Genomic DNA, 15,862 nt, shown 5'->3' on the forward strand with positions numbered 1-15,862 from the left:
AACGTCACAGGTGCAGCCCTGACATCTCCGCAGGGTCACTCGCTGCAACGGCACAGCCCCGCTGATGGTCGCTCCAGGCTGTGCGCAGAGCCGATTCAAAGCGCGCCGCAAAGGCTTCCGGCCTGAAGCGCTCGGCCCACGCACGAATAGCCTCTGCATCCAAAGAACGCCAAATGCGTTCTTGTTCAAACCACTCCACGGCCTGCACCAACGACTCGACGCTTTGTTCCGGGAACAGCACCCCAGTGGGATCAGGAATCCCGGCAGCCGCACAACGCACCGTGTCCAACAAACCACCCCGCCCCAACCCAATCACCGGAGCTCCGGACGCCATTGCTTCCACCGGAGCAATGCCGAAGTCCTCCAGGCCGGCGTACACAAATGCCCGACAACGGGCCATGAGCTCTTCCACCTGCTGCTGGGATTGACGGCCAAGCAAGGTGACCGTGGGACCAGCCAGAGCCTCCAATCGCGCCTTCTCCGGACCATCCCCCACAACAAGCAGTGGTAGACCCAAACGATTGAAGACTTCCACCACAAGATCCACCCGCTTGTACGGGACCAAACGACACAGACAGAGGTAGACGTCGTCTCGATCGGCATTCCAGCGAAAGCGCTGCACCTCCACGGGGGGATGGATCACGCTGGCCTCCCGCCCCCAGTACTTGCGGATTCGACGCGCCGTGAAACGGGAGTTGGCAATGAGGTGGTCCACCCGCTGGGCACTGAGTTGGTCCCATTGCCGCAGAGCATGCAACTGCCAGCGAATCAAAGGGCCCAGACCACGCCGAGCAAGCGCCGAACGCTGCAGATAAGCGTGCATCTGGTCCCAGGCGTAACGCACGGGTGTGTGCACATAACTGATGTGCAGCTGGTCTGGAGACGTCAACACACCCTTGGCGACCAGGTGGCTGCTGCTGATCACCAGCTCAGCAGCAGCAAGATCAATCTGTTCGATGGCAAAAGGCAGCAGCGGCAGGTACTGCTGCACATGGCTGCGCCCCCACGGCAGGCACTGAATCGGGCTGGTGAGGACAGATCGTCCGTGCAACCAACTGCCCGGCCGTCGTGATTCGGCGTCGATCAGGGCCGCCATCTGCGGCTTGCAACCGAGGCTGCGCAGAAGGGAATCAACCTCTTGAACAACCTGTTCTGCACCGCCGACAGAACGAGGCGAGAACCACTCATGAACCAGAGCGATGCGCTGCGGGAGATGATCCAACGCCGAGGCCATCGCTATGGAGTGAAGCGAACGCTACGAAGTCTCTCAGCTCATTGCAGGACCAGGGCAAGATCACGATGCTGGTGCACATGTCCAGCACGAACCTCACCATCAACATTCTCCTGGAGGAGGCGTTGAACGAACCGGACATCGGCACAACGAGCCGGTTCCGTTGGCATGCCACAGCGGTGGGCATCGCGGCACTTTGGATTGACAGCGCTCCGCCATCAACACCCCCCTTTGAGGACGCACTCAAAGAAGGGCTCAATGTGGGGCTCGACCTCAGCCGAGAGGAACGAGAATTTCATCAAGTGGAGCAGGGGCTGGTTCTGTTATTTCATTCATAAAAAACAGCACCGACACACCCTCTAACAACCCCAATCAATAAGTTCAAAAGTTCGAAATTCAAGCATTTGCAATAAGCATCTAGAGGCCTTGATTCATGAACTCTGAAACAAGCAATCTCTCTATTCGACGATCAACTAAAACGGAGAGGGTGTTTGTTGATTGAAGGTCTCAAACCTTCTCCATAACTGATTTTGGGACCTCAAAGCAGACTCATCAGACCATTCCTCACAACACCCCTCACAACACAAGTTCGGGACTGCCTGGAACCTTGTGGGACGACCAGACCTAGGAGGTCACCAGGTCGATGAGGTTGCCGTTGCCATCAACGATGCGAAACCTCTTGCCCGTTGCCTTCGCTCTCGCCTTGGCAGTCCTGTAGGCATCGCCCTCGTTGTGCTTCTCACCCCAGCGTTGCCAACGGTTGTGCTGGTCTTGGTATTGCAGGACGAACTTCATCTGAGCGAGTGCTGGAGCGGTAAGGGAAAGAAGCAATAGGGGTAGGAGCAGGAACCTCATTTTTCGTCCATAACGGTCTCCACCACAGCATCTTTCACTCGGTCCTGCAGTGTTTTGCCCTGCTCTGCAGGAGCAAGCGCATCACCAGCGGCACGAAGCAGGTCTGCGGTTACCTGCCTTGCTTCTTGATTGGTGAAAAGCACGAACCCGATGGCGATGCCGAATAGGACTTTCAGCATTTGACCGCCTCCTGTTCCGAAATGATGCGGCGAATGGTTGAGAGCGCCAGTCCCGTCTGCTCTCGGATGGAGCGATAGGAGCAACCTTCTTCCCTCAACCGCAGCACCAGGCGCTCCTTTGCTTGGTTCGTCTTCGGGCGACCACCAACACTCCCGCCAGTCGCTTTGCGGTGCTGGATGCTCTCCAGAACACGGTCTCTCGTCATTTCACGCTCCACCTCGTTCAATCCAGTCAGGAGACCGATAAGGACTGGCGCCATCCTCCCCATCGCCTTGGTGTTGACCAGTCCATCCAGGGTGCGGACGTGGATCCCTTTCTCCTGAAGGTCATGGAGACGGTTGATCACCTCACGCTGGGTTCTGCCAAGGCGTGACAGTGCGGTGATGACGAGTTCATCGCCTTCCACCAACGCATTGAGTGCCGCCTGAAGTTGGTGGCGGTCTTTCTCTGCGGTGCGAGTGCTGACGATCTCCTGGAACACCACAGCGCACCCTGCATCCTTCAGCGCCTTGACCTGAACCTCCAGACCCGCCGCTTGCTTCGTATCGCCACCGCCGCTGGTTCTTGCGTAACCAATGCTTCGGGAGGTCACTGTTCCAAAAAGGGTTGTTACAGAAACGGTAGCAACAAAACACCGTTATTGGAACACCTGGATCCCAGTTGCAGCGATTTGGGTTTGGTGTTCTCGTTTCCGATCGGTTGTTGGAACATCTGCAAGTCCATGCGTCTTTGGCAATGACTGCCGAAGTCCCTCAACTGAGGGAGGCGTAATCGCCCTGATGGATCCAAAATCGAGGTAGGTAGAAGACCTGCGTGACGGACTCGGCAAGTAACCCTCTCTCCCAAGCAGCAGACCAGGCACCTGCTGGTCTGGATGACTTGCTGGCATCTGTCCGTTCAGGAGATGAGGACAAACCCAAGAAGCGAGGACGGAAGAAGAAGGAAGCACCCGCCAAGGACTTCAAGGCAGTGCTCTGGGCATCAGCGGACAAACTCCGTGCCCAGATGGATGCCGCCGAATACAAGCATCTGGTTCTGGGACTGATCTTTCTCAAATACATCTCCGACACCTTCGAGGAGCGAAAGCAGAAGGTGCTGGAGACGGTGAGCAACCCAGAGTCCGACTACTACTTGGGAGATGACCCAGTAATTCACCAGGAAGCACTGGAAAATCGGGACTTTTACACCCAGGAGAACGTGTTCTGGGTGCCTGCTGATGCCCGCTGGGAATCGCTGAGGAACCAGGCAAAGCAACCCGACATCGGGCAACTGATCGACCGAGCACTGGTTGCTATCGAGAACGAGAACCCGACGCTTCAGGGGAAGTTGGACAAGCGGTTCGGTGCTGCCCAACTGGAACCAGGGCGGATGGGTGAACTGGTGGACCTCATCTCTCAAATCGGTTTCAAGTCAGAACACAAGGCAAATGATGTCCTTGGCGAGGTCTATGAATACTTTCTTGGCAAGTTCGCTGCCGCCGAGGGGAAGAACGCTGGTTCCTTTTACACGCCTTCTCATGTCGTTAAAACCCTGGTTGCTGTTCTGGCACCCAAAAAGGGACGTGTTTATGACCCCTGCTGTGGATCAGGGGGAATGTTTGTCCAGAGTGAAGACTTCATCGAAAGTCACGGTGGACGTCGAGACGACGTTTCTATTTACGGTCAGGAAAGCAATCCGACCACATGGCGCTTGGCAGCAATGAACCTGGCGATTCGGGGAATCGCCGCTGATCTTGGACAACAACCAAGGGACACCTTCGCTGAAGATCAGCACCCCGACCAGAAGTTCGACTACATCCTTGCCAACCCACCGTTCAACATCTCGGACTGGGGCGGTGAGAAATACGACAGCGACCCCCGCTGGACCTTTGGGCGTCCTCCTGTTGGGAATGCCAACTACGCCTGGTTACAGCACATGCTCTGGAAACTTCGCCCTGGTGGTGAAGCAGGTGTGGTGCTTGCCAATGGATCGATGAGTTCTAACCAAAGCGGTGAAGGACAGATCCGTGAGGCGATGGTTCGTGGAGATGTGGTGGAGGTGATGGTGGCGCTGCCTGGTCAGTTGTTCCTCAACACCCAGATCCCTGTCTGCCTTTGGTTCCTGACCAACGACAAGACCCAGCGTGGTCGGGACAGGCGTGGAGAGACCTTATTCATCGATGCTCGTCAAATGGGTTCGATGGTCAGTCGTGTGGAGCGAGTGCTGACCGATGAGGACATCGCCAAGGTTGCTGGCAAGGTTCATGCCTGGCGTGGTGATGGAGAGGTCGAGATTCCTTATGAAGATGTTTCTGGGTTCTGCTACTCCGCCAAATTCGACGAGATCGAGAAAAACGGTTTTGTTCTGACACCTGGGCGCTATGTGGGAGCAGCAGATCAGGAAGAGGACGACGAACCCTTTGATCAGAAAATCAAGCGCCTCACTGCCCTGCTCAAGCAGCAACAGGAAGAAGGGGCGAAATTAGATCATCAAATTGGCGAGAATTTAAGGAGGGTTGGATATGACATTTGAGAATACAGTTACCTTTGAAGAACTATTTGAAATTCCCCTAAGAAATGGACTGACAAAACCAAAAGCAGTTCGTGGGAGCGGCATAAGGATGGTGAACATGGGCGAACTGTTCGCCAATGGTCGACTAATCAACACCCCAATGGAGAGAGTTCCGACAACCAGTGCTGAATTCGAGAAAAGCAAGTTAATGCCTGGTGACTTGCTTTTCGCCAGGCAGTCACTTGTCTTGTCGGGAGCAGGAAAATGCTCAATTTTCCTGAAGGACGAGGAGGATGTCGTTTTTGAATCACACCTAATAAGATGCCGACTAAATAAGCAAAAGGCAGATCCCTATTTCTACTATTCTTATTTTTCCTCCTGGCAGGGCAGGTCGGTCATTGAATCAATAACCGAGCAAGTCGCTGTCGCCGGAATTAGAGGCAGTGACTTGGCGAAGGTCGAAGTTGCCTGCCCCCCTATCAAGGATCAAAAAGCAATCGCCCATATTCTCGGCACTCTTGACGACAAAATTGAACTCAACAGAAAAACCAACGAAACCCTTGAAGGCATAGCGAAGGCACTGTTCAAATCCTGGTTTGTGGACTTTGATCCTGTAAGAGCAAAGGCAGAAGGACGACCGACTGGACTTCCTGATGACATCAGTGAGTTGTTCCCAGATTCATTTGATGAGTCGGAACTGGGTGAGATTCCACGTGGGTGGAAGTTTGAAACACTTGGAGCATTGACCAGTTGGTCCTCAGGGTCCACTCCATCCAAGAAGAATCCTGATTATTGGGGAGGATCTGTTCCCTGGATTAGTGCCAATTCCATGAAAGATATTTTCGCCATGAATTCAGAACTGAAACTTACGGTCGAAGGAGTGAAAAGTGGAGCGAAATTGGCACGATCAGGATCAATCTTGCTTCTTGTGAGAGGGAGCGGTCTTCATTCAAGGATTTCTATGTGCTTGGCGGCATCAGAAGTATCTTTCAACCAAGACGTCAAGGCGATAGAAGCAAGCAATGAATTTGGCATCTCTGCTTTCCAGATATTTGCCTACTTAAGCGCCATTTCGGATCAACTCTTGGGAATGGTTGAGTTCACGGGCATTGGTGCCGGAAAATTAGATACGGACACCTTGCTTGCTCTTCCGTTTGCTATTCCAGGAGAGTGCTTGAGAGGAATAATTGAGGAAGTGCTTTCTCCTATCTACGAAAAAATTAAGGCGAATTTGTGGATGGAAAATTCTTTAGAGCACTTGAGAGATGCCCTCCTTCCACGCCTCATCTCAGGCGAAATACGAGTGCCTGATGCCGAGAAGATGCTTGAGGAGATCGGCATCTGATGGCACCCTTCATGACCGAAGACGATCTGGAGCAGATGTCCCTGGAATGGTTCCAGGAGATCGGATACACCTTCATCCACGGACCACTCCTTGCTCCTGATGGGGAGACGCCTGAGCGGGATGACTTCCGCCAAGTTGTCCTTACGGGTCGTCTCCGTTCGGCACTGACGAAACTCAACCCAGAGGTTCCAGCGGCAACGATTGAGTCAGCAGTGCTTCAACTGGCGAACCCCAATACCCCTGGTCTGCTGCCATCCAATCGTCAGTTCCACCGCTGGATGACGACGGGTCTACCCATCACCTACATGGATGGGAACCAAGAGAAGGGCGTCCGCCTCAAGGTGATCGGGTTTGACGACCCCAAATCCAACGACTGGTTGGTGGTGAATCAGTTGGCGATTCAGGGTCCAAAGCACAACCGCCGCCCTGATGTCGTCGTCTACCTGAATGGTCTGCCGATAGCAGTCCTGGAACTCAAGAACCCTGCTGATGAGAAGGCAGATATCTGGGCAGCGTTCAACCAACTCCAGACCTACAAGGACAACATCCCCGACCTGTTCACCTCCAACGTGCTGATGGTGATCAGTGATGGCACCTATGCCCGTGTGGGGTCGCTATCCGCCTCTAAGGAACGCTTCCAGCAGTGGCGAGTGATCGACGCCGAGCAGGACCTGGATCCTCTGGGCAAGTTCCGTGAACTGGAGACGTTGATCCGTGGTCTCTTCGATCAGAAGCGACTACTCGATTTCATTCGCTACTTCTGCCTGTTTGAGGATGACGGCAAGATCATCAAGAAGATTGCTGCTTATCACCAGTTCCATGCCGTAAGGGCAGCAGTCGAGCGGGTGGCAGAAGCAAGCAAACCAGGCGGTGATCGAAAGGGGGGAGTGGTCTGGCACACCCAAGGCGCTGGCAAGAGCATCGAAATGGCATGCCTGGCGGGCAAGTTGCTCACCGACCAGCGTCTCCAGAACCCAACACTGGTCATGGTCACCGACCGCCAGGACCTCGATGGGCAGTTATTTGGGGTCTTCGCTGGAGCGGGGGATCTCTTAGGTGAGAACCCTCAACAAGCAGACAGCAGACAAGAACTAAGGGATCTGCTCGCCAACCGACCCAGCGGCGGAATCATCTTCACCACGATCCAGAAGTTCGGCACCGAAGAGGGTGAGGACAAGTTCCCAACCCTGAGCGACCGCCACAACGTCGTGGTGATCTGTGATGAGGCACACAGGACCCAATACGGATTTAAAGGTCGCCTCGACACCAAAACAGGCGAGATCAAATACGGACTGGCGAAGGCACTACGAGATGCTCTGCCCGAGGCAACCTTCCTTGCCTTCACGGGGACACCCATCTCCCAAGACGACCGTGACACCCAAGCGGTCTTTGGTCATTACGTCTCCGTCTACGACATCCAGCAGGCAGTGGAAGACGGTGCCACGGTGCCGATCTACTACGAATCCCGATTGGCGAAGTTGGGGTTGAGGAAGAGCGTCCTCGCTGGCGTCGACGATCAAGTGGATGAACTCTTCAGCGATGAGGACGACATCCCTGCTGCTGAGCGAGCAAAGAGTCGTTGGGCAGCACTGGAGGCACTGGTGGGTGCTGAACCACGCCTAAAGCAGGTGGCAGCGGATCTGGTCTCTCATTACGAGCAGAGATCCAAGACCCAACCAGGTAAGGCAATGGTTGTGGCGATGAGTAGGGATATTTGCGCCCGCCTTTATGACGTCATCACGGCACTCCGTCCTGATTGGCACGACCCCGACATCAGCAAAGGTGCCATCAAGGTCGTGATGACGGCATCGGCATCAGACGAACCCCATCTCCAACCTCACCACACCAGTAAGCAGCAAAAGAAGGACCTGGAAAAGCGGTTCAAGGACCCTGCCGATCCCTTGAAGATCGTGATCGTCAGGGACATGTGGTTAACAGGATTCGATGCCCCGTGTATGGCGACCATGTATGTCGATAAACCGATGAAGGGGGCGAACCTTGCTCAAGCAATCGCCCGTGTGAACAGGGTCTTCAAGGACAAACCTGGTGGTTTGATCGTCGATTACATCGGCATCGCTCCTCAACTGAAGGAAGCACTAGCGGACTACACCCAAGCAAAGGGCAAGGGCAAACCAACACTCGACACCAGTGAGGCGGTTCGGATCCTCAAGGAGCAACTCCAGATCGCCAAGGACATCCTTCACCCCGTGGACTGGAGCGGATTCACGGATAAGAACAATGCTCTGGAAATCATCTCTAACTGTCTGGATCACATCCTTGGCATTGCTGATGGCAAGCAGCGGTTTTGCGACACCGTTCTGAAGGTGACCAAGGCATTTGCCCTATGCGGAACCACAGATGAAGCAATGGCATTCAGGGATGAAGTGGCGTTCTTTCATGCGGTGCGAGCACCCCTGATCAAGGGTGATGGAAGCGGGTCGGGTGACCCCATCGATGTGAACTACAAACTCCAGCAACTGCTGTCTGAGTCGCTTGTGGCAGAGGGCGTCATGGATGTCTTCAAGGTTGCTGGTCTGAAGAACCCCGACATCAGCATCATGTCGGACCAGTTCTTGGCAGAGGTCGCCAAGATCCCCCAGAAGAACCTGGCAGTGGAACTGCTCCAGCGTCTGATCAAGGACGAACTGAAGACCAAGTTCAAGACCAACCTTGTCCAGCAGAGGCGGTTCAGTGAACTGCTGACGGCATCGCTGAACAAATACTCCAACCGTGCTGTCGAGGCGGCACAGGTGATCGCTGAACTGATCGAGATGGCGAAGAAGTTCCGTGAGGAACTGGAGCGTGGCGTTGCTCTCGGTCTGACTGATGCTGAAGTTGCCTTCTATGACGCCCTTGCGAAAAACCCATCAGCGCAGGAACTGATGAAAGATGAGGTCTTGGCAGAAATGTCCAAGAAATTGGCAGAACTAATTCGGAGGGACGCCACCATCGACTGGCAGTTCAAGGAGAACGTCAGAGCATCTCTCCGAAATAAAATCAGGTCGCTTCTCATGCGATACAAATACCCGCCTGATCAGCAGGTCACTGCCATTGATCTGGTGCTCCAGCAGGCAGAGACCTTGGGCGAGGACCTTGTGGAGGCGGCATGAGGAACTACTACCGAGTGATGCTGGGCAGAGGGAGCATGTATGCGGATGTCTGTCGACAGCAGGGGTTTATCGGCGCTGGGTTCGACATCACGCAGGACCTGAAGGACTCCCTCCCAGAAAATTGGCGTGAGTTCAACCAGGAATTCATTCCGATCTTTCTGGAGGTGAATCCCAGTAAGAGCAAGATCGCTGCGGGTCTGAGTTGTGGTGCTCTCTGGACGATCTCAAAGGGGATACAGATAGGCGACATCGTGTTGTCTCCAAACGGTCAGGGGCGTTATTTCGTTGGCGAAGTAATGGGTGAATACCGCTTTGTCGCTGGTAGCGACCAACCGCATCAACGGTCTGTGTCCTGGCATGAGGAACTCGTTGATCGATCCGACATGAGCGAATCGCTGAGGAACTCGGCAGGGTCGATCGGAACCGTCAGCAACATCACCAAATACCGAGAGGAGTTAGAGCAACTGATCAAGGGTGAAGCGAAGACCCAGGCACTCGTTAGTCAGGACCCAACGGTTGAGGACGCCACCGTCTTTGCCCTGGAGAAGCACCTTGAGGACTTTCTGGTCGCCAACTGGTCCAGCACTCCTCTTGGAAGAACGCATGACCTCTATGAAACGGAGGAATCGAGCGGGCAGCAGTTCCCTACGGATACAGGTCCGATCGATCTACTCGCCATCAGCAAGGACAAGCAGGAGTTGCTTGTCGTCGAACTGAAGAGGGGACGTGCCAGCGATGCGGTGGTCGGACAGATCCAGCGATATATGGGTTACGTCAAAGAAGACGTTGCCGAAGACCACCAGAGGGTTCGGGGCGTGATCATTGCTTTAGACGATGACAAGCGGATCAGAAGAGCACTTCAGATCGCCCAGGGCATTGACTTCTACCGATATGAGGTCAAGTTTTCGCTAATTCCAGCGTCATGACGGACAACTAAGCACTGATCAAGAGGTGACTGCTTTGCGCTTCCTTGGTTTGCTCTTCGTTAGTGGCACTCCAGCGAGCGTGAGCAGTTCGTTCTCCTGGTCCTCACGCCACCAAGAGAGTTGGTCGTCCCATTCCTGAGGGTCAGAGAGATACACCTGCTTATCAAGGAAGTCGGTGCGTTCAATCACCTGCTCTTCTCTCCAGAACTTCAGGCACAAAGCGTCTCCCATCACATATGCCTTGAAGTCAGGAGGAATCAAATCGTTCTGACTATTCCCGAGAATCGCCATCTCCTGGAACTGTTCATAGAAGTGCTTCAGCGCCGTTGCTGGAACTTCCTGATGGTCGTGCTTGAAGATGAGTTCCCTCATATGGGACAGCGTTTTGCCATTCCTGTCGCTGTCATCCAGGACCATTTCAAAGGTTGCTTTGTATTTACCGATTTGAGAATGAACTTTATATCGTCTAATCATTTTAAAATCATCTAAATCTACGTTTCTTTTCTTGTTGATAGAACAGTTCAACTGCTTCATTCACAAGTGACTCCATAGTTCCATATCTGGAGTTCTTCTGAATCATCTCTCTGATATATCTCTGATTGAGCGAGTTTATTTTGATATTCATCATCGTTGTCCAATAGTTTCGTCGTAAATGATGTAGAGACGCTGGGCAACCTCAAGTGGTGTCATCTCTGTATTAGTGCTGAGCAAGTCCCGTAAGCGGTTTAGGAACTGCTCTGTATAAGTCTCCCTTGCTTTCCAGTTCAGGTCTGCTGGATTGCTGTGTTCCTTTTGTTCAAGACCAGACCAGAGTTCATCAGACCCGCCAGTTCTGCTCTGGAGTTTGCTGATTTTCTTCCTTCGCTTTTCTTGCTTAGTCTTGGACGCCTTTGCTTCTGCTGCAAAGGTTGAAAACGAAATCGGGTGTCTCTTCATCGGTCACCTCATAGGTTGTATTGATATCAGGATTGACTTGAGATGCATCTCTACTTATCGGTTCAAGCAAGAACAGAGCATCAAGTGACCTCAAGGTCTCTTTCTCATCCTGCGAAAACAAAATCATATTGATTTCATTAATACGCTGATGGATATATCTTCTAACAGTTGAGTGACCAGAAGAACCTTTTAATAGTTCCAACTGGTCTTCATACCATTTACGAATAGCGAATAATGCATCTTGGTCCATATCACATCTGATGAGTAAAATGCTTGCCGTGATACTCCCTTAATGCCTGCTTATAGACAGCGGATTTAGTCATCCTTGTCTTACGCACCAGGTCTTGCTCTAAAGCACGAAAATAAGGGACCTCTCTAGAGTTAAAAGAAACGTTTGAAGAAGGAGTCTTTGTTTGGTTCATAATCCTATCTAGTGGAAACACATATAAGAAAAAGGGGGTTCTGGAAAAATCAATCAAGTGACAAGTTGCACGCTAAGGAGGTTACGCAAATAGTTTTATCTCGACAATAAAATCCATTTGATGAACTTCTATTCAGAAAGAGATTAAAAAGGGAACAGAAGGTATCCAGAAAACTTCTTATGCGGAAAGAGCACGGAAGTCAAACCCCTTGAAACTATTTAGTCTTTAAGTTTTCAGGTCCTCTTCAAGAATGAACTTGAAGATGAATCATCATGGTCTTCACCTCTATGTATAAGAGTTATCTGCCAGAAAACACTATTGATAAACGATTGTTATCAAACAAAGACAAATGATTCAAGCAAGGATAATAAAAAAGACAGAGACTCTTCAGTCCCTGTCTTCGTTGTTGCTCTTAATGGTTCTCGGATTGCCCCTGTAAAGGTGCCTGGGCATATGCCTGGACCACCAGAGGTTGTCCGAGACGCTGTGTTCCCTTGGCAACTTGGTCACCTTCTGACCGCTACTGCTGCTCTCAGAGGGTTCAGAGACCTGCTCTGAGGGTGCTGCAGGTGGCAGAAGCAAGTCAGGTGCTTGCTCCTTCACGAAGTCCAGTAGTGACTTGTGTTCGCCACAGTTGTGGCACTTGAAGCGAAACCTTCCTGGTCGTCCCTGGTCTGGATGTATGTATCCCTTGTGCTCATAAGCAGGCGTATCGGTGCTGTGCTGGCAGTAGGGACACCTGAACCGATAGGCAGTATCTGCCTGGGTCTTTCTCCATCCCAGATGCTGCAAGCGCCACGAGAGACGCTGCAGCAGTTGTTCTGGTGACTGCATCAGTCGTTATCGCCCTCTTGCCGCTTGGGAAGCAGTTCCCCGTGCTCATCGACATTCACAGGTTCTGTGCCCATCTCCTCAGCAGAACCTGTATTTACTTCTGCTTCTCTGAATGCATTCAAAGTATCTTGATGAAGTCGTGAAGCAAACTGAATCTCCTCTACTGCTGCCTCTGCTTCCTCAACCTTATGAATATCAAAGGTAAGAGAAGTAGAGTCGTCATAGAAGTAACCATCATCTTTAACCATCCATTCTTCTCCTGGTGACTTGTAGGTTATGACAACAGTCGCAGTTGTATGCAGGTTTAGTCTTCGTCGTATTTCGTGTTCAGTCATAGCATCTAAATAGTTGTGGTAGTTAAATCACTAATAGAGGCACTCTTAGAGTCAGGAGTGCCTCTTTTTTTATTAGGAGTTCAGGTCAATCCTGCTTATCAATGGTGATTTGCTCTTCCCACCCTTGAATCATTTCCTTGCGAATGGTCTCCTTTTGATAAGGTAACTTTGTAAGAGTGGGACCGCCAAGGGACTTACCCTCATAGTCCTCAATCTCATTCATATCGCACCAACACTCCCAGAAGGAGATAAGCGAACCAACCACTTCATTTTCATTAAGCATTTCCCTGAACTCATACGACTCGTCAGTCATATCAATCAGTTCTTCATTTGTTGCTTCACAGACCACTTCGCTCTCCAACCAATCAGGGTTCGAGAAAGTGATTGTCCATTTTTGATAGTCCATAGTTAAAAGTTGAATGTAGGTTTGTTTTCAATAGGTAGAGAGCGGATGAAGCGATTTAACGAAGCACGAATATGCCTCTGATAGTTCTTTCCAGGAGAAGCGGAGAGGGTAAAAGACCTCTCCACACCTCCATAAGAAGCAATACAGATGGGGTGACCTGTGTTCTTCCTCATTCGGAAAGTTCCTTCATCCGCAAGTGACCGCAGGAACTTACATATCCTGCGGTTTGCGTTGGAGGGAGTCATTGGTCATTTCTGACCGTATTAAGACTCTTTCAGGCGAAGGTGTGAGACATTCACACGGACTTCGGCATAGTCCCGATAGTTGCGTGTAGGAGTGTTTGCCTGAAAGTGGTCATACCACTCACTATCGCTTTCATCAAACTCTGGAGCATCTTCCATACTCTTTGCTTTCGCTTCATCCTTGGATGAAACTTTTTCATCCTTGTAAGGGTCGCATACATTCACACCATAGTTAAAGCGGACATACCATTTTTCATCCCACTCACAGTCTTCTTTGAAGTCTTCAAGCGTGAGGTGGTCATACTCCGACCAAACAGATGCAGTCGGTTGCATGAATCGCCAGGGCGAATCAGGAGCAAGAAGTTGCTCCAAAACGAGATTTAGCACTCCTGGTTTGTCTCCATTCATAAGTTCTTTAATCGTTTTTGTTGCTGTTTTTTCAGTCATTTGTTTATGAGTGTAGTGTTTATAAGATGTTTTTTCTCGCAGTTTCTCTGCGATAGGGTTTAAAGTCAGTTTATTGACTATCTAGTGCTCAACTAATGAGCGCAGCAGCAACCTTTTGGTTGCACCATGCTTCGACCTCGTGACGCCGCCATACGACAGAACGAGCACCGATAGCAATCTGCTGAGGGAAGTCTCCATCGCTCATCAAGCGATAGATGCTGGACTTCGACAACGTTGTGAGTTCTTTCACCTGAGGAAGGCGAATGAACTGAGAGTTGATGTTAATCATCGAATCAAAAAGCGGAGGAACGAAAATGTTTCTTGCTTTTTGACTTGTTAGTCAGTAAAACCAGGGTGGGAATGTCTGGTTAAGTAGAAAAGAACCCGTATCGGGTAAGTGTTATTTGATTTGTATCGCAGCGGAAGGTGTGTCCCCTTCGTTTCGATGAACTTAGTATAGCATCAGAATAGGCGACCCGAGCGTTCTATGGGGACACTCTGACAATCAACTTCCCAGTGATGCCAGTTAGTCCCAGGAAGTCCTATGAACAAGAATCGGGAACAGATTTCAAATCTTGAGACCCGCTTCGACCAAGGCATCACACCAGGCAGTCATGAACTTAGTGCGCTCAATCATGAACTCGCTTCGGTCGTATGCCTGCTGAACTTTGTCCCCAACGACATGTGCCATCTGCCTACGCACGACCTCAGTTGGAAATCCGAGAATCTCAATCCCTGCTGTTAAAGCAGTTGCTCGGAATCCATGCGCTGTTGTGACGCCCTTGTATCCGATATGGATGAGGTGCTGGTTCAGTGACTGCGGGTTCAGGTGTGGCGTCTTCCTGCCTCTCGGGGAGAAGAAAACGAACTCCTGATGACCGTTGAACTTCCTGAGTTCCTCAAAGGCATCAATGAGTTGGCAGGTCAGAGGCACCTTGTGCTCCTTCCCGCTCTTCATTCGCTCAGCAGGGATGGTCCAAACCTTGCTCTCGTAGTTCAACTCTTCCCAGCGAGCAGGAACCAAGGACCCGACCCGCAAGAAGGTCATGGCGAGAACCTTCAGCGCCAGTTGCAGGACCAACTCACCGCTCTTGCAGTCGAGGTCCTCAAAGAACTGAGGCAACTGCTCCCATTTGAGTGCGGGGTTCTTCTCGCTCTTGTGCCCCGAATCAATCGTGGCGGTCTTGAGAGCAGGGTTCGGCGTCTCCATCCATGCTCTGTCGATGGCATAGGAGAACACACCCCTAAGCACCATCAGGACCTTCTCTGACTGGTAAGCAGCACCCCGATTGGCGATGCCCTCTTTGAGAGCAACAACTGCTTGCCTTCCACCTGTGCTCCAGTTCAAGTCCTTCAGCGGAGTGCTGGGACCTAGTGCAGGAAGGACCTGATTCCAAAGCATGTTCTTGTAGTCCTTGATGGTTCCTGCCTTTCGTCCCTGCTGTTTCAGGAACTGGAGGTAACCCTCCGCTGCGTCCTCAAGGGTGTGCTGACCATCAGGGTTCAGCAGTTGCAGACGCTTCTTCTTCTCTCGGTCGTTGGGGTCCTCGCCTGGGTGCTCCAGCATCCAGACACGCTCTTTTTCCCAGCGGTCCTTTGCTTGTTTGAGAGTGAGGTTCCGAGCACCTTTGCCATAGGTGCCAAGCGCAAGTTCTCGCTGTTTTCCTTCCCTGCCTGGTGGGAAGCGATAACGACCAACGAATCGCTTGCTTCCTCCATTTTTGACGCTCTCAACGACTAAAAGCAGAGAGTTCCCAAGCGAATGATTAACCCTGCGGGGACCAGGGGTGAGTGCTCTAACTTCGCTGTCTGTCAGGGACTTTTTGCCGCTCCTCACAACACGCAGTTTTCCTCACAACACGACCTTTTTAACTCACAACACTCCTCACAACACAAAATCAGCATTTAGTGAGATTTTCTGGGACGACTGAAGACTCCAAAAACGCTGAAAGCGCCACTGCCGCAGGGGAAGTGACGCTTTTGAAGACCTTTCAGGACTTACTCAGAACGGAGAGGGTGGGATTCGAACCCACGAGGGTGTTACCCCTACACGATTTCGAGTCGTGCGCGATCAACCGGACTCTGCCACCTCTCCACACGCCC

At 51.7% G+C, this 15,862-nt stretch carries 16 protein-coding genes and 1 tRNA gene; 5 read left to right on the top strand and 12 right to left on the bottom strand.

The features are described 5' to 3' along the window. Positions 1–4: 4 nt before the first annotated feature. Complete coding sequence (locus SynTAK9802_RS08325) at positions 5–1,234, bottom strand: glycosyltransferase (protein ID WP_186495725.1); 1,230 nt, start codon at positions 1,232–1,234, stop codon at positions 5–7. A 65-nt stretch (positions 1,235–1,299) separates the two neighbouring features. Between SynTAK9802_RS08325 and SynTAK9802_RS08330 the strand changes: the two genes are divergently transcribed. Continuing rightward, a complete protein-coding gene (locus SynTAK9802_RS08330) occupies positions 1,300–1,569 on the top strand; it encodes a hypothetical protein (RefSeq protein ID WP_045172942.1) in 270 nt (89 codons plus the stop codon). Positions 1,570–1,855: 286 nt separating this feature from the next. Here the strand turns inward: SynTAK9802_RS08330 and SynTAK9802_RS08335 are convergent, their stop codons facing one another. The 3 genes from SynTAK9802_RS08335 to SynTAK9802_RS08345 are packed head-to-tail and all read right to left on the bottom strand — an operon-like array spanning position 1,856 to position 2,858. Then, the gene (locus SynTAK9802_RS08335; RefSeq protein ID WP_186495726.1) at positions 1,856–2,026 is read right to left on the bottom strand and encodes a hypothetical protein; all 171 of its coding nucleotides are present in this window, start codon (positions 2,024–2,026) and stop codon (positions 1,856–1,858) included. A gap of 56 nt (positions 2,027–2,082) precedes the next feature. Continuing rightward, positions 2,083–2,265 carry a hypothetical protein gene (locus SynTAK9802_RS08340; RefSeq protein ID WP_186495727.1) on the bottom strand — a complete coding sequence of 61 codons (183 nt, stop codon included), beginning with the start codon at positions 2,263–2,265 and terminating at the stop codon, positions 2,083–2,085. Continuing rightward, positions 2,259–2,858: a recombinase family protein gene (locus tag SynTAK9802_RS08345; RefSeq protein ID WP_186495728.1), complete on the bottom strand. Its 600-nt coding sequence runs from the start codon at positions 2,856–2,858 to the stop codon at positions 2,259–2,261. Before SynTAK9802_RS08345 ends, SynTAK9802_RS08340 begins: the two co-directional genes overlap by 7 nt. Positions 2,859–3,145: 287 nt before the next feature. Here SynTAK9802_RS08345 and SynTAK9802_RS08350 point away from each other — a divergent pair, with 287 nt between their 5' ends. Genes SynTAK9802_RS08350 through SynTAK9802_RS08365 form a run of 4 tightly spaced genes read left to right on the top strand, consistent with a single transcriptional unit; the run spans position 3,146 to position 10,137 of the window. Continuing rightward, entirely contained in the window at positions 3,146–4,777 is a 1,632-nt protein-coding gene (locus SynTAK9802_RS08350) for a class I SAM-dependent DNA methyltransferase (protein WP_255487731.1), read from the top strand. Next, the gene (locus SynTAK9802_RS08355) at positions 4,767–6,101 is read left to right on the top strand and encodes a restriction endonuclease subunit S (protein ID WP_186495730.1); all 1,335 of its coding nucleotides are present in this window, start codon (positions 4,767–4,769) and stop codon (positions 6,099–6,101) included. The genes SynTAK9802_RS08350 and SynTAK9802_RS08355 overlap by 11 nt, the downstream gene beginning before the upstream one ends. After that, complete coding sequence (locus SynTAK9802_RS08360; RefSeq protein WP_255487732.1) at positions 6,101–9,211, top strand: type I restriction endonuclease subunit R; 3,111 nt, start codon at positions 6,101–6,103, stop codon at positions 9,209–9,211. Before SynTAK9802_RS08355 ends, SynTAK9802_RS08360 begins: the two co-directional genes overlap by 1 nt. Before the next feature lie 35 nt (positions 9,212–9,246). Further along, on the top strand, positions 9,247–10,137 hold the full coding sequence (locus SynTAK9802_RS08365; protein WP_222929012.1) for an endonuclease NucS domain-containing protein: 891 nt from the start codon (positions 9,247–9,249) through the stop codon (positions 10,135–10,137). Positions 10,138–10,155: 18 nt separating this feature from the next. On the opposite strand, the gene SynTAK9802_RS08370 is transcribed toward SynTAK9802_RS08365, so the two are convergent. From SynTAK9802_RS08370 to SynTAK9802_RS08405, 8 genes are all read right to left on the bottom strand, one after another. Then, the gene (locus tag SynTAK9802_RS08370; RefSeq protein ID WP_186495732.1) at positions 10,156–10,671 is read right to left on the bottom strand and encodes a hypothetical protein; all 516 of its coding nucleotides are present in this window, start codon (positions 10,669–10,671) and stop codon (positions 10,156–10,158) included. A 340-nt stretch (positions 10,672–11,011) separates the two neighbouring features. Continuing rightward, positions 11,012–11,323, bottom strand: a complete 312-nt coding sequence (locus SynTAK9802_RS08375) for a hypothetical protein (RefSeq protein WP_186495733.1) — start codon at positions 11,321–11,323, stop codon at positions 11,012–11,014. A gap of 1,005 nt (positions 11,324–12,328) precedes the next feature. After that, the gene (locus SynTAK9802_RS08380; RefSeq protein WP_186495734.1) at positions 12,329–12,664 is read right to left on the bottom strand and encodes a hypothetical protein; all 336 of its coding nucleotides are present in this window, start codon (positions 12,662–12,664) and stop codon (positions 12,329–12,331) included. An 85-nt stretch (positions 12,665–12,749) separates the two neighbouring features. Continuing rightward, complete coding sequence (locus tag SynTAK9802_RS08385; RefSeq protein WP_186495735.1) at positions 12,750–13,025, bottom strand: hypothetical protein; 276 nt, start codon at positions 13,023–13,025, stop codon at positions 12,750–12,752. Positions 13,026–13,333: 308 nt separating this feature from the next. After that, entirely contained in the window at positions 13,334–13,759 is a 426-nt protein-coding gene (locus SynTAK9802_RS08390; RefSeq protein WP_186495736.1) for a hypothetical protein, read from the bottom strand. 88 nt (positions 13,760–13,847) lie between these two features. Next, positions 13,848–14,048 carry an AlpA family transcriptional regulator gene (locus tag SynTAK9802_RS08395; protein WP_186495737.1) on the bottom strand — a complete coding sequence of 67 codons (201 nt, stop codon included), beginning with the start codon at positions 14,046–14,048 and terminating at the stop codon, positions 13,848–13,850. A gap of 279 nt (positions 14,049–14,327) precedes the next feature. After that, positions 14,328–15,596, bottom strand: a complete 1,269-nt coding sequence (locus SynTAK9802_RS08400; protein ID WP_186495738.1) for a site-specific integrase — start codon at positions 15,594–15,596, stop codon at positions 14,328–14,330. Between the two features lie 171 nt (positions 15,597–15,767). Next, a tRNA-Ser gene (locus SynTAK9802_RS08405) sits at positions 15,768–15,854 on the bottom strand. Positions 15,855–15,862 lie beyond the last annotated feature (8 nt).

The sequence above is a fragment of the Synechococcus sp. TAK9802 genome (genome assembly GCF_014279535.1).
GTDB lineage: Bacteria > Cyanobacteriota > Cyanobacteriia > PCC-6307 > Cyanobiaceae > Parasynechococcus.